At 60.5% G+C, this 25,136-nt stretch carries 21 protein-coding genes and 1 pseudogene; 12 read left to right on the forward strand and 10 right to left on the reverse strand.

Annotation, left to right across the window (positions count from 1 at the left end):
- Positions 1–570: 570 nt before the first annotated feature.
- The 8 genes and pseudogenes from ABHF91_RS03220 to ettA all read right to left on the reverse strand — a co-directional run.
- Positions 571–774 (reverse strand): annotated as a pseudogene (locus tag ABHF91_RS03220) (VF530 family DNA-binding protein); the annotation flags it as partial.
- 167 nt (positions 775–941) lie between these two features.
- A complete protein-coding gene (gene purD, locus ABHF91_RS03225; RefSeq protein ID WP_409422038.1) occupies positions 942–2,231 on the reverse strand; it encodes a phosphoribosylamine--glycine ligase in 1,290 nt (429 codons plus the stop codon).
- A gap of 89 nt (positions 2,232–2,320) precedes the next feature.
- The gene (gene purH / locus ABHF91_RS03230) at positions 2,321–3,913 is read right to left on the reverse strand and encodes a bifunctional phosphoribosylaminoimidazolecarboxamide formyltransferase/IMP cyclohydrolase (protein WP_409422039.1); all 1,593 of its coding nucleotides are present in this window, start codon (positions 3,911–3,913) and stop codon (positions 2,321–2,323) included.
- A gap of 312 nt (positions 3,914–4,225) precedes the next feature.
- Positions 4,226–4,885, reverse strand: coding sequence for a phosphohydrolase (locus ABHF91_RS03235; protein ID WP_409422040.1), 660 nt, complete (start codon positions 4,883–4,885; stop codon positions 4,226–4,228).
- A gap of 10 nt (positions 4,886–4,895) precedes the next feature.
- Entirely contained in the window at positions 4,896–5,342 is a 447-nt protein-coding gene (locus ABHF91_RS03240; RefSeq protein ID WP_409422041.1) for a nucleotide triphosphate diphosphatase NUDT15, read from the reverse strand.
- On the reverse strand, positions 5,339–5,821 hold the full coding sequence (locus tag ABHF91_RS03245; protein ID WP_409422042.1) for an Lrp/AsnC family transcriptional regulator: 483 nt from the start codon (positions 5,819–5,821) through the stop codon (positions 5,339–5,341). Before ABHF91_RS03245 ends, ABHF91_RS03240 begins: the two co-directional genes overlap by 4 nt.
- A 401-nt stretch (positions 5,822–6,222) precedes the next feature.
- Positions 6,223–8,526, reverse strand: a complete 2,304-nt coding sequence (locus ABHF91_RS03250) for an Ig-like domain-containing protein (protein WP_409422043.1) — start codon at positions 8,524–8,526, stop codon at positions 6,223–6,225.
- A 228-nt stretch (positions 8,527–8,754) separates the two neighbouring features.
- A complete protein-coding gene (ettA, locus tag ABHF91_RS03255; RefSeq protein ID WP_409422044.1) occupies positions 8,755–10,422 on the reverse strand; it encodes an energy-dependent translational throttle protein EttA in 1,668 nt (555 codons plus the stop codon).
- Positions 10,423–10,653: 231 nt separating this feature from the next.
- Between ettA and ABHF91_RS03260 the strand changes: the two genes are divergently transcribed.
- Positions 10,654–11,265 (forward strand): YitT family protein, encoded by a 612-nt coding sequence (locus ABHF91_RS03260; RefSeq protein ID WP_409422045.1) that lies wholly within the window; start codon positions 10,654–10,656, stop codon positions 11,263–11,265.
- 129 nt (positions 11,266–11,394) lie between these two features.
- Here the strand turns inward: ABHF91_RS03260 and ABHF91_RS03265 are convergent, their stop codons facing one another.
- Together ABHF91_RS03265 and ABHF91_RS03270 are read right to left on the reverse strand one after the other, a co-directional pair.
- Positions 11,395–11,706 carry a hypothetical protein gene (locus ABHF91_RS03265; RefSeq protein WP_409422046.1) on the reverse strand — a complete coding sequence of 104 codons (312 nt, stop codon included), beginning with the start codon at positions 11,704–11,706 and terminating at the stop codon, positions 11,395–11,397.
- Positions 11,707–11,895: 189 nt separating this feature from the next.
- A complete protein-coding gene (locus ABHF91_RS03270) occupies positions 11,896–14,400 on the reverse strand; it encodes a penicillin-binding protein 1A (protein WP_409422047.1) in 2,505 nt (834 codons plus the stop codon).
- Between the two features lie 181 nt (positions 14,401–14,581).
- On the opposite strand from ABHF91_RS03270, the gene pilM reads away from it, so the two are divergent.
- The 11 genes from pilM to ABHF91_RS03325 all read left to right on the forward strand — a co-directional run bounded on the left by pilM (position 14,582) and on the right by ABHF91_RS03325 (position 25,133).
- The gene (gene pilM, locus ABHF91_RS03275) at positions 14,582–15,643 is read left to right on the forward strand and encodes a type IV pilus assembly protein PilM (protein ID WP_409422048.1); all 1,062 of its coding nucleotides are present in this window, start codon (positions 14,582–14,584) and stop codon (positions 15,641–15,643) included.
- Positions 15,631–16,209: a PilN domain-containing protein gene (locus ABHF91_RS03280; protein WP_409422049.1), complete on the forward strand. Its 579-nt coding sequence runs from the start codon at positions 15,631–15,633 to the stop codon at positions 16,207–16,209. Before pilM ends, ABHF91_RS03280 begins: the two co-directional genes overlap by 13 nt.
- Positions 16,206–16,793, forward strand: coding sequence for a type 4a pilus biogenesis protein PilO (locus ABHF91_RS03285; RefSeq protein ID WP_409422050.1), 588 nt, complete (start codon positions 16,206–16,208; stop codon positions 16,791–16,793). Before ABHF91_RS03280 ends, ABHF91_RS03285 begins: the two co-directional genes overlap by 4 nt.
- Positions 16,794–16,819: 26 nt before the next feature.
- Entirely contained in the window at positions 16,820–17,311 is a 492-nt protein-coding gene (locus ABHF91_RS03290; protein WP_409423074.1) for a pilus assembly protein PilP, read from the forward strand.
- A gap of 22 nt (positions 17,312–17,333) precedes the next feature.
- Positions 17,334–19,406 carry a type IV pilus secretin PilQ gene (locus tag ABHF91_RS03295; protein WP_409422051.1) on the forward strand — a complete coding sequence of 691 codons (2,073 nt, stop codon included), beginning with the start codon at positions 17,334–17,336 and terminating at the stop codon, positions 19,404–19,406.
- A 188-nt stretch (positions 19,407–19,594) separates the two neighbouring features.
- Positions 19,595–20,113: a shikimate kinase AroK gene (aroK, locus tag ABHF91_RS03300; protein ID WP_409422052.1), complete on the forward strand. Its 519-nt coding sequence runs from the start codon at positions 19,595–19,597 to the stop codon at positions 20,111–20,113.
- Between the two features lie 18 nt (positions 20,114–20,131).
- Positions 20,132–21,208 (forward strand): 3-dehydroquinate synthase, encoded by a 1,077-nt coding sequence (gene aroB, locus ABHF91_RS03305; RefSeq protein WP_409422053.1) that lies wholly within the window; start codon positions 20,132–20,134, stop codon positions 21,206–21,208.
- Positions 21,209–21,252: 44 nt separating this feature from the next.
- On the forward strand, positions 21,253–22,797 hold the full coding sequence (locus ABHF91_RS03310) for an AAA family ATPase (RefSeq protein ID WP_409422054.1): 1,545 nt from the start codon (positions 21,253–21,255) through the stop codon (positions 22,795–22,797).
- Positions 22,798–22,870: 73 nt separating this feature from the next.
- Complete coding sequence (locus tag ABHF91_RS03315; RefSeq protein ID WP_409422055.1) at positions 22,871–23,686, forward strand: Dam family site-specific DNA-(adenine-N6)-methyltransferase; 816 nt, start codon at positions 22,871–22,873, stop codon at positions 23,684–23,686.
- A gap of 89 nt (positions 23,687–23,775) precedes the next feature.
- Positions 23,776–24,444, forward strand: coding sequence for a ribulose-phosphate 3-epimerase (gene rpe / locus ABHF91_RS03320; RefSeq protein WP_409422056.1), 669 nt, complete (start codon positions 23,776–23,778; stop codon positions 24,442–24,444).
- Positions 24,444–25,133, forward strand: a complete 690-nt coding sequence (locus tag ABHF91_RS03325) for a phosphoglycolate phosphatase (protein ID WP_409422057.1) — start codon at positions 24,444–24,446, stop codon at positions 25,131–25,133. Before rpe ends, ABHF91_RS03325 begins: the two co-directional genes overlap by 1 nt.
- Positions 25,134–25,136: the final 3 nt, after the last annotated feature.

A 25,136-nucleotide genomic window follows, 5' to 3' on the forward strand; every position in this document is an offset into this window, starting at 1 on the left:
GCGGCGGGCCGGGCGCTCACCATCCTGCTCGAAGCGACGGGCCGGGCGATCACCCTGCGGCCGCGGACCACGGCGTTCACCGTCCTGCTCGAAGCGACGGGCCGGGCGCTCACCCTGCGGACGGGGACCACGGCGTTCACCGTCCTGCTCGAAGCGACGGGCCGGGCGCTCGCCCTGCGGACGCGGACCACGACGCTCACCATCTTGCTCGAAGCGAGGGGCCGGGCGTTCGCGCCCTTGTTCAAATCGGCGAGCAGATTGCTCGCCTTGGGGCCGCGGACCACGGCGTTCACCGTCCTGCTCGAAGCGACGGGCTGGCCGCTCGCCTTGCGGCCGCGGACCACGGCGCTCGCCATCCTGCTCGAAGCGACGAGCGGGGCGTTCACCATCTCTATCGAAGCGACGGGCCGGACGGTCACCCTCGGCGCGGGGCTTGCGGGGCCGCTGGTCGTCCCGTGGGCTGGCCTTGGGTCGGCTGCGCAGGCCGGCCGGTTTGGCCAGGGTGCCGCTCATCTTGGGCGCCGCGCTGACCTCATTACCCTCTTCTTCCGCCTGGAGCCGTTCGCTGGCCAGGTAGAGCCGCTCCACCTTCTGCTTGGCCCAGCCGGTCTTGCGCAGGAAGGTCAGGCTGGACTTGACGCTGGGATCGTGGCTGAAGCAGTTGAGGGGGATGCGCTCGGCCAGACCACTCCAGCCATAGCGGGCCAGCAGGGCGGTGAGCATGACCTCAAGGGTGATGCCATGCAGGGGGTTGTTGGGTTGAACTTGGCTCATGGGCGGATCTTCTTGGTAGGCCCGGTAGGCCACCGGGCTGCGGCAAGCAGGTTAAGCCTGCTTTCATGGCGCGCATTGAAGCGCAAAATGGTCGAACCGTCAAAGTCTGTCGGGTCACCAAATAAAACAGGCAGCCCGCAGGCTGCCTGTGCTGCTTCATCTGGGGCTTATTTACCCTGTTCCCGGGCGATGGCGCGGTAGCCGATATCGCTGCGGTAGAAGGCGCCATCCCAGCTGACCTGCTTGGCCAGTTCGTAGGCCTTCTGCTGGGCTTCCAACACCGTATGGCCCAGGGCGGTGGCGCACAGCACCCGGCCGCCGGCGGTCACCACCTCGTCACCCCGCTGGGCGGTGCCGGCCTGGAACAGCTTGACGTCGACATTGTTGCCGGCGTCGAGGCCGCGGATCACATCGCCCTTTTGCGGCTCGCCGGGGTAGTTGGCGGCGGCCAGCACCACGCCGACGGCGGCGCGGCTGTCATACACAGCCTCCTGCTTATCCAGCTCACCGGCGCAGGCCGCCAGGCACAGCGCCACCAGATCGGAGCGCATGCGCAGCATGATGGGCTGGGTTTCCGGATCGCCGAAGCGGCAGTTGAACTCGATGACCTTGGGGTTGCCGGCGGCATCGATCATCAGGCCCGCATAGAGGAAGCCGGTGTAGACATTGCCTTCGGCGGCCATGCCGCGCACGGTCGGATAGATCACCCGCTCCATGATGCGGGCGTGGATCTCGTCGGTGACCACGGGGGCGGGGGAGTAGGCGCCCATGCCGCCGGTGTTGGGGCCGGTGTCGCCATCGCCGACCCGCTTGTGATCTTGGCTGGTGGCCATGGGCAGCACGTGTTCGCCGTCCACCATGACGATGAAGGAGGCTTCCTCACCATCGAGGAACTCCTCGATCACCACCCGGCTGCCGGCGTCGCCGAAGGCGTTGCCGGAGAGCATGTCCCGCACCGCGTCTTCGGCTTCCGCCAGGGTCATGGCGACGATGACGCCCTTGCCGGCGGCCAGACCGTCGGCCTTGACGACGATGGGGGCACCCTTCTCACGCAGATAGGCCAGGGCCGGCTCCACCTCGGTGAAGTTCTGGTACTCGGCGGTGGGGATGGCGTGGCGGGCCAGGAAGTCCTTGGTGAAGGCCTTGGAGCCTTCCAGCTGGGCGGCGGCCTGGGTCGGTCCGAAAATGGTGAGACCGGCGGCGCGGAAGGCGTCCACCACCCCGATAACCAGGGGGGCTTCCGGGCCGACAATGGTCAGACCAATCTGCTCGGCCTGGGCGAAGGCCACCAGGGCCGGCAGGTCGGTGGCAGCGATGGCCACGTTCTGCACCTTGGCTTCGCTGGCGCTGCCGGGGTTGCCCGGGGCGACGAACACCTGGCTCACCAGGGGGGATTGCGCGGCCTTCCAGGCCAGGGCGTGCTCGCGGCCGCCGTTACCGATCACCAGTACTTTCATGCTGTGTCCTCTTGTCGAAGCCCTGGGCTTCGGCTGTAAATGCTTGGGCTGCAAAAACGTGGGGCTGCCAGATGACAGCCCCGGGTGCCTTAGTGGCGGAAGTGGCGCATGCCGGTGAACACCATCACCATGTCGTGCTCGTCGGCCGCGTCGATCACTTCCTGATCGCGCATGGAGCCGCCGGGCTGGATGACACAGCGGATGCCGGCTTCGGCGGCGGCATCGATGCCGTCACGGAACGGGAAGAAGGCATCGGAGGCCATGCAGGAGCCCTGTACTTCCAGCCCCTCATCGGCGGCCTTGATGCCGGCGATCTTGGCCGAATACACCCGGCTCATCTGACCGGCACCGATGCCGATGGTCTGGGCGTTCTTGGTGTAGACGATGGCGTTGGACTTGACGAACTTGCCCACCTTCCAGCAGAACAGCAGCTCTTCGAGCTCCTTCTCGGTGGGCTGGCGCTTGCTCACCACCTTCAGATCATGCAGGCCGACCATGCCCTGGTCGCGATCCTGCACCAGCAGGCCGCCGTTGACCCGCTTCATGTCCACGCCCTGGCTCTTGTTGGTCCAGAAGCCGCACTCCAGCAGACGCACATTGGCTTTCTTGGCCACGGCGGCCTTGGCCTCATCGGACACGGCAGGGGCTATGATCACCTCGACGAACTGGCGGCTGACGATGGCCTCGGCGGTGGCGCCATCCAGCTCGCGGTTGAAGGCGATGATGCCGCCAAACGCGGAGGTGGGGTCGGTGGCGTAGGCGCGATCGTAGGCTTGCAGTATGTCGTCACCCAGGGCCACACCGCAGGGATTGGCGTGCTTGACGATGACGCAGGCCGGCTCGATGAACTCCTTGACGCACTCCAGCGCCGCATCGGTGTCGGCGATGTTGTTGTAGGAGAGGGCCTTGCCCTGCAGCTGGGTAGCGGTGGCGACGGAGGCCTCCTGCACATCGGCTTCCACGTAGAAGGCGGCGCCCTGGTGGCTGTTCTCGCCGTAGCGCATGTCCTGCTTCTTGATGAATTGGAAGTTGATGGTGCGGGGGAACTTGGAGCCTTCGCTGGTCTCGTCCTGCACGCCGTAGCTGGGCACCTTGGTGCCGAAGTAATTGGCGATCATGCCGTCGTAGGCGGCGGTGTGCTCGAAGGCGGCGATGGCCAGATCGAAGCGGGTGGCGTAGGTCAGGGAGTTGGCGTTGGCGTCCATCTCGGCGATCACCCGATCATAATCCCGGGCGTTGACCACTATGGTGACGTCTTTGTGGTTCTTGGCCGCAGAGCGCACCATGGTGGGGCCGCCGATGTCGATGTTCTCGATGGCGTCCTCAAGGGCGCAATCCGGCTTGGCCACGGTGGCGGCAAAGGGGTACAGGTTGACGGCCACCAGATCGATGGGGCTGATGCCATGCTGGCTCATGATGCCGTCATCGGTGCCACGACGGCCCAGGATGCCGCCATGAACCTTGGGGTGCAGGGTCTTGACGCGGCCATCCATCATCTCGGGAAAGCCGGTGTAATCGGAGACTTCGGTTACCGGCAGGCCAGCATCGGCCAGCAGGCGAGCGGTTCCGCCGGTGGAGAGCAGTTCAACGCCACGGGCTTGCAGGGCGCGGGCAAACTCCACAATGCCGGTCTTGTCTGAGACGCTCAGCAGGGCGCGGCGGATCGGTCGAGTGTTTTCCATCTCTGGTGTTCCTTTCAAAGGCAGGTTCATGGGTATTTCGCAAAGTCGACTCGGGATGCCCAAGTGGCCCGGAATGACCGGATGCCTAGGCAACTTTGCCAAAATGCCCGCTAATGCCCCCTCAAGATTGAGGGCGCATATTTTAGCCGATTTTTGTGACATTAGGCCATGTTTTTATGCCGACCGAGCCAGTTGCCATCGGGTGATAAACGTTTGGCAAGAAATGGCGTCAAACGGGCTTGGCAACGCTCAGCCTGGCGGAGCAATCGATTTTTTACGTCGCCAGGCTGAGCTTTTCTCCGCCTGCTCGGCTCAGAGTTCGCCAAGCAGCTGTTCTACATACTCTTCCAGATAGCGACGGCGTTGGCGGGCCAGTTGGCGGCCGGCCTCGGTCTGCATGCTGTCCGCCACCTTGTAGAGTTTGACGAAGAAGTGATCCAGGGCGTACTGCAGGTCATCCAGCGGCCGGCGCTCGGCCAAGGGATCATAAGGATCGAACAGATCCCGGCCCAGGCGCCCCGAGGTGTAGAAGACTCGGGCCAGGCCGATGGCCCCCAGGGCCTCCATGCGATCGGCGTCCTGAATGAGCTTGGCCTCCAGGCTCTGGGCCGGCAGGTTGGCGGAGAAGCTGTGGGCCTCGATGGCGTGACTGACCGCCGGCAGCAGGCCGGCGGGAAAGCCCAGCTCGGCCAGGATGCGCTCGGCCTCCCGGGCGGCCAGGCGGGAGCTCAAATGCCGCTCCGGGTGGTTCTTGGGCAGGCTGATGATGTCGTGCAGGTAGGCGGCGGCCAGCAGCACCCGTTCGTCGGCCTGGTGCCCCTCGGCGGCGTTGAGGGCCCGGGCGGTACGCCAGACCCGGCGAAAGTGGGCTATGTCGTGGGCGCCGTCATCGGCCTGGTGGTGTTGTTCCAGATAGCGTTCCAGCTCGTCCTGCCATTGGGTCAGGGAGCGGATGTCCTGCGTGGAAGTCATGGGGTCTCCGTCAAACGGGCGGCAGGTAGGGTCGCCCCTGCTGCCAGCAGGCCAGCGCCTGGGCGCTGGCATCAAAATGGGGTTGCGGGGGGGACTTGGGATCGCACCAGAGCCAGCCTTCGCACTTGTCCGGTTCCATCAGTCGTGGCGCCTGGTCTATGCCCTCGGCCAGCAGGATCACCGAGATGTAATGGCGACCGGACTCGGCATAGGTGGCCAGGTTGTTGCTCACTGAGATCACCCGGGGGGAGGTTATCTGGATGCCGGTCTCCTCGGCCACCTCGCGGCTGGCGCAGGTCTCGAAGGTTTCACCCAGCTCCAGGTGGCCGCCGGGGATGGACCAGTAGGGGGCGTGGCTGTTCTTGCGCCGGCCCAGCAACACCAGCCCCTGGGGGTTCACCAGGATGACGCCGATCCCCACCTGGGGATGGGCAAAGCGTCCGTCGTCCTGACTCATGCCCCCTCCAGGTGATCCAGCGGCAGGGCGGTCTGCTGTTTGATCTGCTGCAGCACGAAGCTGGAGCGCACCCCCCGCACACCGGGAATGCGGGTCAGCTTGCCCAGCAGGAAGGCCTGGTAGCGGTCCATGTCCGGTACCATGACGGTGAGCTGGTAATCGGCATCGTTGCCGGTGATCAGGGCGCATTCGAGCACCTCGGGGATCTGACGTATGGTCTCGCTGAAGGCGGCCAGTCGCTCCGGGGTATGCTTGTCCACCGTCACGTGGATATAGGCGGTGAGCTTGAGATTCAGGGCATCGGGATTGAGCAGGGTGACCCGCCCGCGGATGAGGCCGGCCTCTTCCAGCGCCTTGACCCGGCGGGAGCAGGGGGAGGGGGAGAGGCCGACGCGTTCCGCCAACTCCAGGTTGCTCAGCTCGCCATGCTCCTGCAGCAGGGTCAGAATGCGGCGATCGGTGCGATCCAATTTCAGCAAACGTCTTCTCCTGGGTGAATTATTGCCATAAAAAGAAAATTATGGGTGATTCATTGCGCGATGATGCCGAAATGGCGGTAACTTTGCAACCACTCACCCGCAGAGGTGCGTTACTCTTTATGCACGTTCTGTGGCACAGGTCAGCCGCCCAACCCGGCAACTGACAGGCACCCTGCCAACCCGGCAGTTCGCCCCACCGCAACCTGGTCTCTTACCCTGAGACAGCAGGCCAAGTCAGGCAGGGTTACCCCCCAAGCCAACGAAAGCAAAGCCGACCAGTGGGTCGGCTTTGCTTTTTTATGCTGGGTGCACCACAGGACGCCCTTGGCTGGTTGCCCATATAAAAAGGACGCAAAGCAAAGACAAACGGGACCCTGAGGTCCCGTTGTGGTTTGGGCGTCTTAGCCGTTGTCCAGCATCTTGATTGAGCGAGCGATGCTGTCTTCCTGCCCATGGGGCGCGCTGGGTGTGGTGACCCGTATTTCAATATCATCCGCACTGGGTAGCATGAAACACATAAACATGGGGCGGGTGGTGGAGGGATAGGCGGAGGCATAATCTTGCTGACAGTTGCCAAAGGATAGGGTGGCGGCATACACCGACGTGCTGTTATCGGTCGAGATGCTGATCTTGCTGCCGGCGGGTATCGGATTCAGTCCCTCTAGCGCGACGTCTGTTTGAATAAAGGCGCTGGTGAGGTCCCCGAAGTTGTCGCTGTCGCCCAGGCTGTCCGGGATGGGGTTGGCACTCCCGTCTTGTGGTACGAACACCGGCAGGATACGGATATAGATGGGCCCATTGCCCGGGTCAGTTGTGATGTCTGAGCGCCAGGTCTGGCTTTGGCTGTCGTACATCTGCAGCGCCATATCACCATGGCCGGCGGTGCAATCGGTTAGCCCGCTAAAGACAAACTCCGCATTGCGATACAGGCTGACCAGATCGCGGCGGCAGAAGCCGCGGTCTATGGTGTCCTGGGTACAGAGCAGCCCAGTGTATTGCTCATCCCCCACCGCATCCCGCACCCCGTTGGCGTTGAGATCCATAAAGCCATCCACATTGACCCGGTAGCCGTCTTCATCGGCATTTGCAGCCTCATCATCGTCGAGGTTGTAGTTCATAAAGACTTCGTCCACATCCAGGTAGGGCCGCAGGTAATGGGGCACCTCCCAGGAGTAGGTGTCGTTTGGCACGCCTACGGCGACCAGATCGTCCTTGTCGAACAGGCCATTGCCATTGTAATCCCAGAAGCTCTCCTCCCCTTCCACATAGGCGGTGATGGTCACGCGGCCATCCTTGGGCCTGGGATCCTGGGTGACCAGCACGGCGCGGCACAGGCCATCCTGGGCGTAGCAGGTGCCCGGGGTGTCATCCGGCAGGGTGGACCAGTCATCCAGCACGCCTTTGACGCTGCCCCCTTCGGTGGTGAGGTAGACATTGGTGCCATCTGGCACCGGATTGTTGAAGCGATCCGCCAACCGGATGCTGATCTGAGCCTCACGGCCGTCGTAGCAGGCACCATCCAGGTTGTAGCGATCGGCGGCGAAGGAGACGCTGTTGTCATCTGGGTAGCCGATGCCCACGCCGATCTGGCTGGAGGCGGCCCGGATGTCGCTGTCTTCATGCAGGGTGGCGATGACCCGCAGCGGCACCGGGATGCTGCCGGCATTGACGGTGACGCTGGCCTGGCCGTTGAGATCCGTGGTGGCCTGACTGGGGGTCAGCACATAGTCCTGATAGTTGGCGTTGCTGTCGGCCAGACTGCCGAAGCTGAAGTCCAGCTGTTGCCCGCTGACCGGCTTGTTCTGAGCGTCCTTCAAGGTAAAGGTGATGGTGGCCGCCTCGTCCTTGCCGGTACCCCGCAGGTAGATCAGCTCGGGCTGGGGCGTCGCGGCTGTGATGGCGCGCACCGCCGCCGTCTGGTTGGTGATGGTGACCTGGGCCAGGGCCGTGGTGCCCGCCAGGCTGGCGATGATGGTGTCTTCGCCACCACAGGCATAGGTATCCGTTAGCCCCTTGTAGGTGGCGATGGCCAGCCCCTGCTGGGTGGTGACCTGGCTATCCAGGGTGGCCCGCCCGTTGCTGGCACAACTGGAGCTGAAGTTGATCTGTACCGGGTTGGCATAGGCCTCATCGTCCAGGCTGACGCTGGCGGTCAACACGGCGACACTGCCCGGCGCCAACACAGTCTGATCCGTACTCAGGCTCAGCTGCAGATTGCTGATGCCAAACTCATAATTTTTACTGGCGGTCATGGTGTCGCCATCCAGGGTCGAGCTGACGGTGAAGGTGCCGGTTTGCTGTGCCTGGGTCGGGGAGGCGCTGAGCAGGAAACGCACCTGGCCTGCGCTGTCGGTCAGCCGTGAGCTGGTGGGTTGAATGGTGCCTTCCGTGGTGCTGGCACTGATGATGGCATCGACGACGGCCTTCCCTTGCGCATCGGTGAGGGTGGCGATCACCAGGCTGGTTTGATCCACCGGCAGGTGGCTGCTCTCGGTACAGGTGGTGACATCTGCCAGATCCTCACAGGTGCTGAGGGTGAGGCTGAGCTGGTAGCCGCTGGTGGTGACGCTATCCGAACCGGCATTGTCCGAGACGAGATCGTCGATGGAGGTGCCATCCCCCCCTCCGCAAGCGGTCAGCAGGCTGGCCAGGAGGATAGAGGGTCTGTGAAGGCGGAACAGGAGCGATCCTGGGGTGGCATTCATGCGTTATCGTCCCTAATAGACTCCATGTGGTGCTGATAGTGTGGACAGCCTTTGGCGGTAATTCCAAAAAATGCGCCCTGTGTTATTGCATTGAGACTGAAAAAATGGCAGGGGTTGACAGGCTGGGAATTGCGGCTACGGGAGAGAGTGCGGGCGGGTTGTTGGGGAGGAAAGTTGTGCTTTGCCAGTTGGTTGAAAGAAAAACGGGACCCTGAGGTCCCGTTATGTTTACTTGGCGATGCGCTTGTACTTGGCCCGCTTGGGCTGGATGGCGTCGGCGCCGTAGGTCTTCTTCTTCCACTCTTCGTATTCGGTGAAGTTGCCTTCGAAGAATTCGATCTTGCCCTCGTCCTGGTAGTCCAGGATATGAGTGGCGATACGGTCGAGGAACCAGCGGTCGTGGGAGATCACCATGGCGCAGCCGGGGAATTCCAGCAGGGCGTTTTCCAGGGCGCGCAGGGTTTCCACGTCCAGATCGTTGGTGGGTTCGTCCAGCAGCAGCAGGTTGCCGCCGGTTTGCAGCAGCTTGGCCAGGTGCAGACGACCGCGCTCACCACCGGACAGCTCACCGACCCGCTTCTGTTGGTCCGACCCCTTGAAGTTGAAGCGGCCTATGTAGGCGCGGCTGGGGATCTCGAAGTTGCCGATCTTGAGGATATCCTGGCCGCTGGCCACCTCTTCGAACACCGTCTTCTTGTCGTCCATCTTGTCGCGGAACTGATCCACGGAGGCCAGCTGTACCGTGTCACCCAGGGTGATGTGGCCGGCGTCCGCTTGTTCCTGGCCGGAGAGCAGGCGGAACAGGGTGGACTTGCCCGCGCCGTTGGGACCAATGATGCCGACGATGGCCCCCTTGGGAATGGCGAAGGAGAGATCGTCGATCAGCACCCGATCGCCGTAGGACTTGCGCAGGTTGGCCACGTCCACCACCTTGTCACCAAGACGGGGTCCCGGCGGAATGAAGAGTTCGTTGGTCTCGTTGCGCTTCTGGTAATCGGCACTGTTGAGCTCCTCGAAGCGGGCCATCCGCGCCTTGGACTTGGCCTGGCGTCCCTTGGGATTTTGCCGGACCCACTCCAGTTCCTTCTCGATGGACTTGCGCCGGGCGGCCTCCGAGCTGGCTTCCTGGGCCAGACGGGCATCTTTTTGCTCCAGCCAGGAGGAGTAGTTGCCCTCCCAGGGGATCCCCTCGCCGCGGTCCAGCTCCAGGATCCAGCCGGCCACGTTGTCGAGGAAGTAACGGTCGTGGGTGATGGCCACGACGGTGCCTTCATAGTCGTGCAGGAAGCGCTCCAGCCAGGCCACGGATTCGGCATCCAGGTGGTTGGTGGGTTCGTCCAGCAGCAGCATGTCCGGTTTTTCCAGCAGCAGACGGCACAGGGCGACCCGGCGGCGTTCCCCGCCGGAGAGGTGTTTGATCTGGGCATCCCAGGGCGGCAGGCGCAGGGCGTCGGCGGCGCGCTCCAGCTGGTTTTCCAGGTTGTGGCCGTCGTGGGCCTGGATGATGGCTTCCAGCTCACCCTGCTCTTTGGCCAGCTTGTCGAAGTCGGCCTCCGGATCGGCATAGGCGGCATAGACGGCGTCCAGACGGGCCATGGCCTGCACCACCACGCTCATGGCCTCTTCCACGGCGCCCCGCACCGTCTGCTCCGGATCCAGCTTGGGTTCCTGGGGCAGGTAGCCGATCTTGATCCCCGGTTGCGGGCGGGCTTCCCCTTCGATGTCGGTATCGATGCCGGCCATGATGCGCAGCAGGGTGGACTTACCGGCACCGTTCAGACCCAGGACACCGATCTTGGCGCCGGGGAAGAAGGAGAGGGAGATGTTCTTGAGAATATGACGCTTGGGCGGCACCACCTTGCCGACCCGGTTCATGGTGTAGATAAACTGAGCCATAAGAGTCCGTTATCTGGTCAATGATTGGTCGTGATTCTAAACCATCCGCCGGCGGCGGGGAATGGCGCCCGCGTGACGGTGATGGGATGCCGCCCGCCGGGTTGCACCATTTTTGGTGGGGCTGGTGTGTCAGCTTTACGCCGCCGATGCCGAGCGGGCGTCCGCTTGGCTTGGTGTCTGACACAGAAGTGGCTAGCATCGCCGCCGGATCCACTGTTTGGAGTCGTTGTCATGGAAGCTCGTCATTCGCTGCTGGAAGATGGTCTGGCGTTGCTCACCGGGGCCAGCCTGGCGGCCCTGGGGGTATTTTTTCTCAATCAGGCTGGTTTAGTCAGCGGCGGCACGGTCGGCTTGGCCCTGGTGCTGACCCATCTGCTGCCTTTCTCGTTTGGCCTCATCTTCTTCGTGCTGAACCTGCCGTTCTACGCCCTGGCGTTCTGGCGCCTGGGCTGGCGCTTTGCCTTACGCACCTTCTTGGCCATCGGTCTGGTGTCGCTCATCAGCAATGCCCTGCACCAGTGGCTGCAGGTCAGTGTGGCGGCGCCCCTGTACTGCGCGCTGACCGGCGGTTGTCTGATTGGGGTGGGGCTGCTCATCCTGTTTCGTCACCAGGCCAGCCTGGGGGGCTTCAACATACTGGCGCTCTGGCTGCAGGAGCGTTTCGGCCTGCGGGCCGGCAAGGTACAGATGGTGTTTGATTGCAGTATCGTGCTGGGCTCGGCCCTGCTGGTCTCCTGGTGGGCCTTGGGCCTGTCGGTCATCGCCGCGGTACTGCTGAACCTGGTGCTGGCCATGAATCACAAGCCGGGGCGGTATCAGGCCAGCCTGCCGGTGGCGGGTTAGTGTTGCCGCCTTAGGGTGATGCCCGTACCTGGCATCAATGAGCCGGATGACCCTGAGGCCCTGATAGAAAACAAGAAGGCCATGCAATGCATGGCCTTCTTCATTGTGTCGCGGCAATTCCTATGGCGACTAACCGTTGTCCAGCACGGTAAACAGGGTGGTCAGGGCTTCACCCCGCGGGCTGGTGATGGTGATGCTCAAGTTGCCACTGGTTTTTTTGTTGGCGGTGGCCTCCTGGCCAATATACAGGCCATAGCGGACAGGTCGGGTGGTCGACGGGTAAGGGCTCTCGTAGCTGGCTCCCGTGGGGGTCAGTTCGCCACCGTTGGTGGTTGAGATATCGAAGGTACTGTCTGCCGGCATGGGGTTTTCTGTGCCATCGGCCATGACATAACTGGGGGTGAAGTTGACGTAAGCCACGGTGGACTCGGCAAGGGTCACCTGGCTGTCGCCGGGCGAAGTGAATTGAAACGTGGATCCTTGGTGTATCTGAGCCCATAGATAGCTGAACTTATCGGTTTTATTCTGGCTCGAGCGAAACATGGATTCGGTGCCGTTCTGGCGGCCGCATCGCAGGATAACTACGCGGTGAGAAAGAAGAAGCCCGACCTAGGGTCGGGCCTCTTGACGTCAGAAGATATCTTCCGGGGTGGCGACATCACTGTTCTCATCACCGCCATGGCCGAAGAGGACGCCCTCTTGCGGTGCCAGCTGCTTGGGCTCCGTGCCCTTCTGGAAGAACTCATCCCGACTGCTGGCATCGCCGCGTTGGCTGAGGTAGCCGGTGGCCTTGTCGATGCGCACCGTGATCACCTCTTCGGGTTTGGGGGGCAGTTGCACCGGCACTCCCTGAAGCGCCTGTTTCATGAAGTCAATCCAGATGGGTTGCGCCGCGCTGGCACCAAATTCGCCCCCGCGCGCCGTGCGTCCCAGCTTGCGTCTGTGATCGTCAAAACCGATCCAGGCCGTGGCCACCACCTCGGGAGCAAAGCCGGAGAACCAAGCGTCCTTGGACTCGTTGGTGGTCCCCGTCTTGCCCGCCAGATCGGGGCGCTGCAAGGCCTTGGCGGCACGCCAACCTGTGCCCAACCAGCCGCCCAGACCACGATCGCTGCCGCCGTAGATGGCCGAATGCATGGCCTCGGTGATCAGGGCCGACGTGGCCTCGCTCAGGATCTGTGGCGCCGGCGTCAGCGTGGGATCGATGGCACATTGGGCCTGCCAGTTGGCCGTCTCATCAAGATAGGCGGTCGCGCTGTCGAGGCCGCTTTGGGCCAGTTGACCACAGCCACGACAGGCCGTCTTGGGGTCGGCTTCAAACAGCAGCTTGCCCTGGGAATCCTCGATGCGGTCGATAAAGTAGGGCGCCACTTTGAAACCACCATTGGCCAGCGCGGCATAGCCGGAGACCAGCTCCATGGGGGTAAACTCCACCGAGCCTAAGGAGATGGACTCATTGCGCTGCAAGCTGCTGGCCGGAAAGCCCAGGGCCTGCAGGCGCTCGAGGAAGGTGTCTATGCCGATGCTGCGCAGCAGACGAACGGATACCACGTTCTTCGACTTGGCCAGGGCTTCCCGCAGGCTGATGGGGCCATCATAGACAGGGGGAGAGTTCTTTGGTTGCCAGGCCTTGCCGCTGCCGGCATCCCATTGGTTGATGGGGGCATCGTTGATGATAGAGGCCAGCGTAAAACCATGATCCAGCGCGGTGGAATAAAGGAATGGCTTGATGTTGGAACCCACCTGGCGGCGGGCTTGCAACGCCCGGTTGAATTTACTCACCTGGAAACTGAATCCCCCAGCGATGGCTTCGACGGCGCCATCGATGGGATCCAGGGCAACGAGGGCGGCATTGGCATCCGGTATCTGCACCAGCCGTAGTTTGGACTCGGTTTCCGGCCAGACCCAGATCTGATCCCCGGTCTTGAGAATATCGGCCGCCTTGCGCGGTGCGGCACCCTGCCGACTGTCCGAGATGAAGGGCTTCGCCCAGGCGAGGCCATCCCAGTCGATGCGGGCTTCCAGCCCCCCCTTGAGCAGCACATCCACCGAGCGGTCGGTCACCTTGGTGACCACGCCGGGTTCGAAGGGTTCTACCGAGGCAACCTCGTCGAGATGGGCAAAGATCTGCTCGGCTGTCCAGGGGCTGGCGCCTTTGGCCCACAGACTCTTCTCCGGACCCCGGTAACCATGGCGTTGGTCATAATCCATCAGCCCCTTAAATAAGGCCTCGTTTGCGGCCTTTTGTCGTGCGGCTGTGACCGTGGTGTAGATGTTGAGGCCCTGAATGTAGGCTTGATCACCGAACTGCTCCACCATCTGGCTACGGACCATCTCCGCCAGATAGGGCGCGTCCAGTTGAACTTCGGCGCCATGGTAGTGCGTCTTGATGGGTTCGGCGGCAGCAGCATCGTGTTGCTGCTGATCTATCATGCCCAATTGCAGCATGCGTTGCAGCACCAGGTTGCGGCGTGCCAGGGCGCGCTGAGGTGAACGGATGGGATTGAGCATGGAGGGCGCCTTGGGCAGGCCAGCCAGCACGGCCATCTCACCCAGGGTCAGATCCTTGACGTCCTTACCGTAGTACACCTGAGCGGCAGCGCCTATGCCGTAGCTGCGATAACCCAAAGGAATTTTATTCAGATACAGGGCCAGAATTTCGTTCTTGCTCAGTTCTTGTTCGATGCGCCAGGCCAAAAATACCTCTTTGACCTTGCGCAGCAGGGTTTTTTCCCGGCTCAGGAAAAAGTTCCGAGCCACCTGCTGGGTGATGGTGCTCGCCCCCTGTTTCATCTGCCCTGTGGTCATCCAGACCACGAAGGCCCGAGTGATGCCGATGAGGTCGATCCCCGGGTGCTCGTAGAAGCGAGAGTCCTCTATCGCCAGGAAGGCATTGCGCAATTGTTCTGGAATATCATCATATTGCAGAGGAATTCGCCGGATTTCACCAAACTCGGCTATCAGCTTGCCATCGCGGCTATAGACCCGCATTGGGGTTTCTAGGTTGGCTTCCTTGAGCGATGAAACATCTGGCAGATCCTTTTCCAGATGAAAATAAAAGGCCGCTACTGCGGCGACCCCCAGAGCAAACATCAATAGCATCAACCAAAACAGACGCTTAAGCCACTTCATCATCACTAACAGATCCAGCTAGTCCAGTCGTTATCGGCGTTGAGTATATTTGCTACATAGGTCAAATTCGAGAGGTTTACTGACTATCCTTATATGGCGTTTGGCTAAACCTGTGTATAGCATGCGTTCAAGGCCATTAAGGCTTGGACATTTTTTAGCGGTATCAAATGGCACGGAAGCGGATATGTTTGGCTTAATGAGTCAGGGTCATCTGACCCCTATGATAGGCGTCGATTTCGGTAGCCAGACCATCAAGGCGGTGGTGGTGTCTGGGCGGGCTGGCAAGTTTCATATCGAGGCTTGCGCCGAAGTGGCGACGCCCAAGGGTAGCATCCAGGACTACCAGCTTCACGACATCGAAAAGGTGACGCAGGCGATTAAGCAATTGCTGAAGCTCCTAAGCAGCAAATCTAAATTCGCGGCAACAGCGGTCACGGGTTCCAATGTGATCACCAAGATCACCCAGGTGGACAATAAACTCTCCGAGCTTGAGCTGGAGGGGCATATCCAGCTGGAGGCCGAGCAGCTTATACCTTTCCCGATCGATGAAATCAGCCTGGACTTTGAGGTCCTGGGCCCCAATCTGAATGATCCCACGCGAAACGATGTGCTGGTCAGTGCGGCTCGCACCGACAGTATCAACGGTCGAGTCAGCGCTCTGCAGGATTCTGGTGTCCAGGTCAAAGTGGTGGACGTGGGCCTGCATAGCCTGGGCCGTGCCGTTTCTAATATGTTGCCAGAGCTTCAGGATGACACTGAACACAAGGTCTGTGCCCTAGTGGATATCGGGGCCGTATCCTTGACGTTTGGTGTGTTGCTGGATGGCGAAATCATTTATTCCCGTCTGCAGAGTTTTGGCGGTGACAACTTTACTCAGTCCATTGCCTCCTTTTATAACATGTCCATGGATGAGGCCGAGCGTGCCAAGGTGCAAAACAGCTTGCCGGCCGATGCAGACATGGATGTGTTGGCTCCCTACATCACCCTGCTGATACAACAAATTCGTCGTAACATTCAGCTTTTTTGCAGCTCGTCAGGTTATCGCAACGTAGACATGCTGGTGTTATCTGGAGGGGGGAGCATGATCCCCGGCTTGAGCCAGCAATTGGCCATGGAAATGCAACTGGATGTTCGCCATCCCAATCCCACTGAGTTGATGAATAAGGGTGAGCCGTCTGTGCATGGCGCCAAGTATATGACTGCGCTTGGATTGGCGCTGAGGAGTTTCACTCCATGTCAAATATAAACCTGATGCCTTGGCGGGAGGCCGTCAAGCAGCGAGAAAAAACACAGTTTTTTATCTTGTTGGGTGGTAGTGCCTTTGTTGCTGTGCTCTTGGTCCTTGCGGTGAATATGCTGTTTGAACAGCTGATCCAAGGACAGGTAGAGCGTAACCAATTTCTGACCAACGAGATGGTGGTGTTGGATACCCAGTTGGGTGAAATTAATCAGCTTAAGAAGCGCAAGAAAGAGTTGATCGACCGGATGACGCTTATCGATGAACTCCAGCAAAAGCGGAACCTGCCTGTGCACCTGTTCAACGACTTGCCGGCGTTGGTGAGCAACGGTGTCTATCTGAAATCCCTGGATTTGGCGGCGGACACCATCAACGTGGTGGGGGATACCGAGGCCTATAGCCGGGTTGCCGCCATGGTCCGCAAGATCGAAAAATCTGGCTGGCTGGGACAGCCCCATATCAGTTCTATCTTCTCCACAGGTAACCAGCCTATTGCACTGAGTGAGTTTGCCGCCCAGTTCAAAGTGATGCCCACTACTCCCTTGGGGGCTGATGCCAAAGGAGCGGCAAAATGAACCTGCAAGATCTGAATGACCTGGATTTAGAGAACATCGGCAGTTGGCCCAAACTGGCGAAGATAATCGTCATCGCCATCCTCTGTATGCTGATCCTGGGTGGCGGCTATTACTATTTTATTGCCGATGCCATGACGCGACTGGATGGTGAGAGAGCGAAAGAAACTAGCCTGAAGAGCCAGTTTGAGATCAAGGCAGCCATGGCATCCAACCTCGTGGCTTATCGGCAGCAGCTGGTGGAATTGGAGGAGATGCTTCAGACGCAACTCAAACAGCTGCCAAATAAGAATGAGGTGGCCGGCTTGCTGGATGACATCAGTTTTATTGCGGCCGATAACGGACTCAAGCTCAAGCGCATTAACTGGGAAGCGGAGAAACAGTATGAGTTCTCAACCGAGTTGCCCATGCGCATTGAGGTGAGTGGTGATTATCACCAACTGGGCAAGTTCACCTCAGATATCGCCGCATTGCCGCGTATCGTTATTCTGGACAGCTTCAAGTTGACTGAGCAAGACGATGGCGAAGTGGCCATGGCCGTATTGGCAAAAACCTTCCGTTATACGCCGAAGCAGGAGGCCAAGTGAGACAGTTAATTGTTAGCCTGGCGGTGATGATCCTGTTGAGCGCCTGTTCTGGTGGTGATGACTTGCAAGCCTATGTGGCGCAGGTAAAAGCGCGTCCGCCTGCACCCATTGAGCCCTTGCCGGTTATTCGTCCATTCGAACCGATGCAATATGCTGCGTCTGAACTGCGAAATCCGTTTAGCCAACCTCACCCAGAGTCGTTGCAGCGGGATGCGCAGTCTAAGAAGTCGACCTGTGATGTGAGTCTGCCGGCGCATGAGAAAGAATTTTTGGAGCAGTTCTCTCTCGATAATCTCAGCATGAGCGGCACCATGGGGAGTGGCAAAGGGCTTTGGGCGCTGATCCATACCCAGGTAGGTGAGGTGCACCGTGTGGCGGTCGGACAATATATGGGATTGAATCAGGGCCGAATCGAGAAGATCACCCCGGATGAGGTTGAACTGCTGGAGTATGTTCCTGATGGCAAGGGCTGTTGGGTGACACGCAAGACGCAGCTTAAGTTGATGGTGGCAAACTAGAATGAAAAAGCAGGGATGTGATATGAATTCTAAACTATCTCTTTTTGTCAGATTGGCTGCGCTGGCCCTGTTGGGCGCCAGTGCGTCAAGTCATGCTGCCGTCAAGCTGGAACAGGTTAAAGTTAACCCCTTGTTGACCGAGCAGTTGGTGATTGAGCTGGATTTTGATGGCGCCGTGCCACAGTACACGGATCGCTTGAAATACCAACCCAACCAGTTATTTTTGCACGTCCCCCAATCCCAGTCAGCGCTGCAGATGAGTCAGGTGCCGGTTGAGCGCCATGGTGTTGAGCAGCTCGTGGTGCAACCCAGCGGGGATGGTTTGGACATTAGCGTTGATTTGAAGCGGCTGATGCCATATCAGATCCAGCAAGATGGCGACCGCCTGCTGGTGACCTTGGGACAAGCACCTGTGCCGGCCAAGGCCAGTACAGTGGTTGCGCCGCAGATGATGGCCTCTGCCAGCAAGTCCGTCCAAGCCAAGGCGGTGCCCTTGGCGCAAGGGGGGTTGATCAACCAGATCAAGAGTCTGGATTTTCGTCGAGGTAAGTCAGGGCAGGGACAATTGCTGGTGGAGCTGGGCAATTCCTCTGCCGCGGTGGATGTGACGCGCAGAGGCAGCCATGTGGTGGCTAAATTCCATGCTACGGGTGTGGCTGACGACCTGATTGCCTTGATGGACGTCAACGACTTTTCTACGCCGGTCAGCAAGATTGACGTGTCTCGCGGTGATCGCAGCGTCACCCTGGATCTCGCGGTGAATGGTGGTTTTGACTACCGCTATGATCAGGCTGACAACCTCTTCATCATCGAGGTCAATAAAAAGGCAGAAGCCAAGGCCGGTGCCGCAAAATCCTATCAAGGCAAGCCTATTTCATTGAATTTCCAGGATGTTCCTGTTCGGACAGTGTTGCAGCTGATCGCAGACTTCAACCACTTCAACCTGGTGGTGACCGACTCTGTGGTTGGCAATATCACCTTGCGTCTGGATGGGGTGCCTTGGGAGCAGGCGTTGGATACCGTCCTGAAGGTGAAGGGGCTGGATAAGCGTTTGGATAACAATATCCTGCTGGTGGCGCCCGCCAGCGAACTGGCGGCCCAGGAGAAGCAGTCGTTGGAGAGCAGCCAGCAAGTGGCAGAACTGGCTCCGCTGCAAACCGAATACATTCAGATCAACTACGCCAAGGCGACCGATGTTGCCAAGTTGCTCTCCGGCGAGGATACCCGCCTGCTCTCCTCTCGTGGCGCAGTCAGTGTCGATGAGCGCACCAATATGCTGCTCATCAAGGATACGGCTGACGTCATCGACCATGTGAAGAAGATGATTGCGGTGCTGGATATCCCGGTGAAGCAGGTGGTGATCGAGGCGCGCATGGTGACCATAGACGACGGGGTCGAGCAGGATCTTGGCGTGCGTTGGGGGGTTACCAAGTCTGGTAGTGATGGTGGTACGTCCGGCACCATTGAGGGCAACGATGATGGGACCAGTGCTAGTGTTGACGATCGTCTCAATGTCAATCTGCCGGTTTCCAATGCCGCTGGTAGTATCGCTTTCCAGGTGGCGAAACTGGCCGATGGTTTGTTGCTGGATCTGGAGTTGAGTGCCTTGGAGGAGGAGAACAAGGCCGAGATCATTGCCAGTCCGCGGGTGACCACGGCCAACCAGAAGGAAGCGGTCATTGAGCAGGGTACCGAGTTCCCCAGTAACGTCTCGACCTCCAGTGGGGCGACCTCTATCGAATGGAAGAAGGCGGTACTGAGTCTCAAGGTCACGCCGCAGATCACGCCGGACAACAAGGTGATCCTGGATCTGACGGTGACCCAGGATACCTTGGGTGACGTGGTACAGACCGGCACGGGTACCGGGACGGCGGTCAACACCCAACAGATCAGCACCCAGGTCCTGGTGGACAATGGTGAAACCCTGGTGTTGGGCGGTATCTATCAGCAAACCATCAAGAAGGATGTTACCAAGGTGCCGGTATTGGGCGACATCCCTGGGGTTGGTTTCTTGTTCCGCAATACCTCAGAAACCAATAAGAAGCGCGAGCTACTGATCTTTGTCACGCCGAAGATTGTGGCAGATGCAATTTAACTAACTGAAAAAGCGCTTGTTTTAAATAAAGACATCCCCGGAGGCTCCGCCTTCGGGGATGTCTGTTATCCGGTTGCCAATCCCCGGGGGGTACTGCATAATTCCCCGTCCTGTCGCAAACAGTAAGGTACTTTTTGGGTCTCGCCCTCGGGTGAGGCGTGGGTTATTGATGTAATTGACGAAAAATTATGGCTGAAAAACGCAATATCTTCCTTGTCGGTCCCATGGGGGCGGGTAAAAGCACCATAGGCCGTCATCTGGCTGACCAGCTGCATATGGAATTCTATGACTCGGATCATGAGATCGAGCGCCGAACCGGGGCCGATATCAGCTGGGTCTTTGACGTGGAAGGCGAAGAAGGCTTCCGCAAACGTGAAGAACAGATGATTTCTGAACTCACGGAACTGCAAGGCATCGTCCTGGCCACGGGGGGCGGCGCCATCAAGAGTGCCAACACGCGCAATCGTCTTTCGGCGCGGGGCATTGTCGTCTATCTGGAAACGCCGATCGAAAAACAGTTGGCCCGTACCCAGCGGGACAAGCGCCGTCCTCTGCTGCAAACCGAAGAAGAGCCCAGGGATGTACTGGAGCGCCTGGCCGGTGAGCGCGAGCCCTTGTATCAAGAGGTGGCGGATTACACTGTGCGTACCGATGAACAAAGTGCCAAGCTGGTGGCCAATCAGATCATCCAGTTGTTGGGGCTGTAACTAAGAGGAGTTCGAGCCATGGAACGGTTGGTCGTTGCCCTGGATAGCCGCAGTTATCCCATTTCCATCGGTCCCGGCTTGCTACGGCAGACCGAGTTGTTCTCTTCGGCGATCGCTGGGCAACGTATCATGGTGGTGACCAATGATACGGTGGCGCCCCTCTATCTTGAGACGTTGAAGCAGACCCTGGCCGGTTTCCAGCTGGATGTGCACGTGGTGCCAGATGGCGAGTCTTATAAGTCCTTGGCCAGCTTCGATGCACTGATGAGCAGCCTGCTGGAGGGTCGCCATGGCCGGGATACCACCCTGGTTGCCTTGGGGGGCGGGGTCATCGGCGATCTCACCGGCTTTGCGGCGGCTTGTTACCAGCGTGGCGTGCCCTTTATCCAGGTGCCCACCACACTGTTGTCTCAGGTGGACTCCTCGGTGGGGGGCAAGACAGCGGTTAACCATCCGCTGGGCAAGAACATGATAGGGGCCTTCTACCAGCCCAAGTCCGTGGTGATCGATACCGATTGCTTGGCTACCCTGCCGGCCAGAGAGCTGTCGGCCGGTCTGGCCGAGGTGATCAAATACGGCATCATTTATGACGCTGAGTTCTTCGCCTGGTTGGAACAGCATGTGGCCGACTTACTGGCGTTGCAGCCACAGGCACTGACCTATGCCATCCAGCGTTGCTGTGCCATCAAGGCCGAGGTAGTGGCGCAGGATGAGACCGAGCAGGGCATTCGTGCGTTGCTCAATCTGGGGCATACCTTCGGGCATGCCATCGAGGCGGAGCAAGGGTACGGAAATTGGCTACACGGCGAAGCCGTGGCCGCCGGGACCGTGCTGGCCGCCAAGACGGCGCAGGCACTGGGTCTGCTGGACGAGGCGGCGGTGCAGCGTATTGTGGGATTGCTGGCTGCGGCCCAGTTACCGCTCAAGGCCCCGGCCTCCATGGACTTTGCCGCGTTTATGCGACACATGATGCGGGATAAGAAGGTGCTCTCTGGTAAATTGCGCTTGGTGCTGCCTACGGCCATCGGCCAGGCAGCTGTCTTCAGCGATGTGAGTGACAGCCTGCTGGCCTCCATCATAGAGGCGGAACGCTAAGTTTGAACAACCCCGGCTTTCCTCAGCTACCCAGCCAGGATCAGATGGTGCTGCGTTTGCACCATCTGCTTGAATTCTCTTTCCCCTTCATCCTGTTATCCGGACCTCAAGGCAGTGGCCGCACCCGTGTGTGCGAGCTGCTGTTGGAGCGGCTCGTCGCGCCTTGGCGCACCGCTTTTGTGACGGGGAGCGCCACCACGCCGCTGGATGAGTTACGTGAGTCACTGATCCAGCAATTGGTACCGCATTCCGTGTTTGACCCCCATGACACCCTGGGGGACAACCTGTTCCGTCTGTTGGGCGAGACGCCGGCCCAGCTGCTCATCGTGCTGGATGATGCCGATCGCTTGCCCGAGGCCTTCGTGGACGAGTTGTGGGAGCTGGCCAGCCTCAACGATGCGCTGGGGCGCGGTCACAACAAGATGGGGTTTGTGTTGACGGCTCCCCAGCCATGGTGTGAGCGCCTGGCCGCCCGCCTCAAGGGGCGTGAGCAACCGCCGGTGGAGATGGACATGGAGCCCCTCTCGGCGGCTGAGCAGCGGACCTGCTTGCAGTATTATCTCCTACGCGGTAATTACCCGCTGGATCAGGGGCGTTGGGATGCCCTCGAACGACTGTTATCTGCGGTGACGGGCTGGCCCGTCGAACTGGTGGCCTTGGCGGAGAAGACGATGAGCAGCAAGAAAAGCAGTTTCAGAGCAAAGCCCCTGCCCTTGAATAAATGGGGCGCTACCCTGGCCGTGGTGGTCGCCGTGGTTCTCCTGCTCAGCTGGATAGTTCCCTCCATGCTGCGCCAGGCGCCGACGACCAGCGGTGACATTGCGGTGCCGCTGCCGGTGCCGTCGGCCGCCGAGCCGGCCATGCCGGAGACGGCGCCCCTGCAGCATGCTGTGCTGCCGGATGAGGCCGGGGATGGCATGACGGTCGATTCGCAAAACTATGAAGGGCGCCGGGTGGTGATTGCCGATCAGGTGGTGCAGGACATCATGGCCCATCAAAGTGGGGTCAGTGGGGCGACCTCCAGTGCGGCGGCGCCGCTGCCTGCGGTGTCTGGTGCGGTCACCTCCTTGCAGGAGCTGACCCCTGTGGTGGAGCAGATCAAGCAAGGGGAGCCGGTCTCTTCCGCTACCGCAACCCTGGTGACCCAGGCCAAGCCGGTGGCATCACAAGCCGTTCCGGTGAGCCAGCCGGTCGCCCCTCAGACCGCCAAGGCGGCCGCGGTGAGCCAGCCTCTGGCCAGCAAGCCGCCGGTGACCAAAGCCGCGAGCGGTAAACCCGCTACCGCGGCCAGCCTGCGGGTCCCCAATGCCACCTTGCTGAGCCATGCACCGCGTCATTACACCATACAGTTGATGGCGTCGGCCGATGCCAACGCCCTGGCTCGCTTCGTCAACCAGCAGCATCTGGCGGGCCAGGTCTGGATGTATGAGACCCAGTTCAAGGGGGCGCCCTGGTTTGTGCTGATCAAGGGGGATTACGCCGACAGCAAGCAGGCCAGTCAGGCCATCCGCCAATTGTCCGCCGAGTTGCAGAAGAACCGTCCCTGGCCCAAGTCATTCGCCCAGGTCCACAAAGAACTCAAACAATGAGGTCTGGGATCGCCAGCACAGGGGGCGCCGCGAGCCCCCTTTTTGATCCCGGCCGATGAGCCATTTGCTTGCTATGAAGAAAAATCGTGCGTTTTTGAAATGGGCCGGCGGCAAGTACTCCCTGGTGGAGGCCATCAGTCGGCGGCTGCCGCCGGGGCAGGTGCTGGTGGAGCCGTTTGTTGGCGCGGGCTCGGTGTTTCTCAACACAGATTACCCGGCCTATCTGTTGGCGGACATCAATCCGGATCTCATCGGTTTCTACAACCTGCTCAAACATATCCCGGAGCGGGTGATTGCCGAGGCCCGTAGCCTCTTTACTCAGGACTACAACCACGCCGAGGCCTATTACGAGCTGCGCCAGGCGTTCAACGACAGTCGTGATACCTTCGAGCGGGCGCTGCTGTTTTTGTATCTCAACCGGCACGGTTACAACGGCCTGTGTCGTTACAACCACAAGGGGGGCTTCAATGTCCCCTTCGGACGCTACAAGAAGCCCTACTTCCCGGAGGAGGAGCTGTGGCTTTTCGCCGAGAAAGCCCAGCGGGCCACCTTTGTTTGCGAGTGTTACTCCCAGACCTTTGCCCGACTGCAGGCGGATCACGTGGTCTATTGCGATCCGCCCTACGTGCCCCTGTCCACCACCGCCAGCTTCACCAGCTATGCCACCGGCGGCTTCTCGTTGGACGATCAGGCGCTGCTGGCCAAGCTGGCGCGGGAGACGGTGCAGGAGCGCGGCATTCCCGTGCTGATCAGCAACCATGCCACGCCCCTGACCTATGAGCTCTATCGCGATGCCCAACTGGATGAGATCAAGGTCAAGCGCACCATCAGCCGCAGCAGCGAGAGCCGCAACAGCGTGGCGGAGCTGCTGGCGCTCTATCTGCCCTGAGGCCAACTGGGGGATCTTTGACCTAGAGCCGGCTGGCTCGTTAGGGTAGAATTTGCCCCGTTTTTGGCTAGCCCACTGGATATCAATCGATGAAAGAGTTTCTGATCGCCCCCTCCATCCTCTCTGCCGATTTTGCCCGCCTGGGCGAGGACGTGGCCCAGGTGCTGGCCGCCGGCGCCGATGTGGTGCACTTTGACGTCATGGACAACCATTACGTGCCCAATCTCACCATAGGCCCCATGGTCTGTCAGGCGCTGCGCAACTACGGTATCCAGGCCCCCATTGACGTGCATCTGATGGTGAAGCCGGTGGACCGGCTCATCCCGGACTTTGCCAAGGCCGGTGCCAGCCTGATCACCTTCCATCCGGAGGCCTCCGAGCATCTGGACCGCAGCCTGCAGCTCATCAAGGATCACGGCTGTCAGGCCGGCCTGGTGTTCAACCCGGCCACGCCGCTGCACTATCTGGACTACGTGCTGGACAAGCTGGATGTGATCTTGCTGATGTCGGTCAACCCGGGCTTCGGTGGCCAGAGTTTCATTCCCGGCACCCTGGACAAGCTGCGCCAGGTGCGTCGTCTGATCGATGCCAGCGGTCGCGATATCCGCCTGGAGATCGATGGTGGCGTCAAGGTGGACAACATCCGCGCCATCGCCGAGGCCGGGGCCGACATGTTTGTGGCGGGGTCGGCCATCTTCGGTCAGCCCGACTATAAGGCGGTCATCGACCAGATGCGCGCCGAACTGGCCAAGGTCTGATGACGGCGCCCTTGTCCCAGGTGCGCCTGGTGCTGTTCGATCTGGACGGTACCCTGGTGGACAGCGCGCCCCAGCTGCATGGCTCCGTGGTGGCGGCCCTGGCCGCATTGGGCAAGGGGCCGGTGACGCTGGCCCAGGTCAGTGCCTGGATAGGCAACGGTGCCGACATGCTGTTGCGCCGCGCCTGGCAGGGCCAGCATGAGGTGGATGCCACGCCGCCGGCAGAACTGCCCGCCCTGCGGGCGGCCTTCGATGCCGATTACGCCGAGGCGGCCACCCAGGGGGTGTCGCTCTACCCCGGGGTGCCGGAGACCCTCGCCGCCTTGCAGCTGGCGGGCAAACGCCTGGCGGTGGTGACCAACAAACCCAGCCGCTTCGTGCCGGCGATTCTGAGCCAGGTGGGCCTCAGCCACCTGTTCAGCCAGGTGGTGGGGGGCGACTGCCTGCCGGTGCGCAAACCCGATCCCGCGCCCTTGCTGCATATCTGCGCGCAGGCCGGCATACCGCCTGAGCAGAGCCTGATGGTGGGGGATTCCCGTAGCGATGTGCTGGCGGCCCGCCATGCCGGCATGCCGGTGGTGGGATTGACCTACGGCTACAACCATGGCGAGCCCATCGCCGCCAGTGAACCGGATTGGATCCTGGATGATTTTGCCAAGCTGACCCCCCTGGTGCTGGGGTCACTCTAAAGG

This window comes from Pseudaeromonas aegiceratis (assembly GCF_046254905.1).
Taxonomy (GTDB): domain Bacteria; phylum Pseudomonadota; class Gammaproteobacteria; order Enterobacterales; family Aeromonadaceae; genus Pseudaeromonas; species Pseudaeromonas aegiceratis.

What these genes read in the sequence shown, in the direction of transcription:
- ABHF91_RS03280 (WP_409422049.1), top strand. Translation starts at nt 15,631, where the DNA reads ATGTCAAATATAAACCTGATGCCTTGGCGGGAGGCCGTCAAGCAGCGA.
- purH (WP_409422039.1), bottom strand. Translation starts at nt 3,913, where the DNA reads ATGGAAAACACTCGACCGATCCGCCGCGCCCTGCTGAGCGTCTCAGAC.
- ABHF91_RS03325 (WP_409422057.1), top strand. Translation starts at nt 24,444, where the DNA reads ATGACGGCGCCCTTGTCCCAGGTGCGCCTGGTGCTGTTCGATCTGGAC.
- aroB (WP_409422053.1), top strand. Translation starts at nt 20,132, where the DNA reads ATGGAACGGTTGGTCGTTGCCCTGGATAGCCGCAGTTATCCCATTTCC.
- ABHF91_RS03235 (WP_409422040.1), bottom strand. Translation starts at nt 4,885, where the DNA reads ATGACTTCCACGCAGGACATCCGCTCCCTGACCCAATGGCAGGACGAG.
- ABHF91_RS03260 (WP_409422045.1), top strand. Translation starts at nt 10,654, where the DNA reads ATGGAAGCTCGTCATTCGCTGCTGGAAGATGGTCTGGCGTTGCTCACC.
- ABHF91_RS03240 (WP_409422041.1), bottom strand. Translation starts at nt 5,342, where the DNA reads ATGAGTCAGGACGACGGACGCTTTGCCCATCCCCAGGTGGGGATCGGC.
- ABHF91_RS03290 (WP_409423074.1), top strand. Translation starts at nt 16,820, where the DNA reads ATGATCCTGTTGAGCGCCTGTTCTGGTGGTGATGACTTGCAAGCCTAT.
- ABHF91_RS03250 (WP_409422043.1), bottom strand. Translation starts at nt 8,526, where the DNA reads ATGAATGCCACCCCAGGATCGCTCCTGTTCCGCCTTCACAGACCCTCT.
- ettA (WP_409422044.1), bottom strand. Translation starts at nt 10,422, where the DNA reads ATGGCTCAGTTTATCTACACCATGAACCGGGTCGGCAAGGTGGTGCCG.
- ABHF91_RS03285 (WP_409422050.1), top strand. Translation starts at nt 16,206, where the DNA reads ATGAACCTGCAAGATCTGAATGACCTGGATTTAGAGAACATCGGCAGT.
- aroK (WP_409422052.1), top strand. Translation starts at nt 19,595, where the DNA reads ATGGCTGAAAAACGCAATATCTTCCTTGTCGGTCCCATGGGGGCGGGT.
- purD (WP_409422038.1), bottom strand. Translation starts at nt 2,231, where the DNA reads ATGAAAGTACTGGTGATCGGTAACGGCGGCCGCGAGCACGCCCTGGCC.
- ABHF91_RS03295 (WP_409422051.1), top strand. Translation starts at nt 17,334, where the DNA reads ATGAATTCTAAACTATCTCTTTTTGTCAGATTGGCTGCGCTGGCCCTG.
- ABHF91_RS03310 (WP_409422054.1), top strand. Translation starts at nt 21,253, where the DNA reads ATGGTGCTGCGTTTGCACCATCTGCTTGAATTCTCTTTCCCCTTCATC.
- pilM (WP_409422048.1), top strand. Translation starts at nt 14,582, where the DNA reads ATGTTTGGCTTAATGAGTCAGGGTCATCTGACCCCTATGATAGGCGTC.
- rpe (WP_409422056.1), top strand. Translation starts at nt 23,776, where the DNA reads ATGAAAGAGTTTCTGATCGCCCCCTCCATCCTCTCTGCCGATTTTGCC.
- ABHF91_RS03315 (WP_409422055.1), top strand. Translation starts at nt 22,871, where the DNA reads ATGAAGAAAAATCGTGCGTTTTTGAAATGGGCCGGCGGCAAGTACTCC.
- ABHF91_RS03270 (WP_409422047.1), bottom strand. Translation starts at nt 14,400, where the DNA reads ATGATGAAGTGGCTTAAGCGTCTGTTTTGGTTGATGCTATTGATGTTT.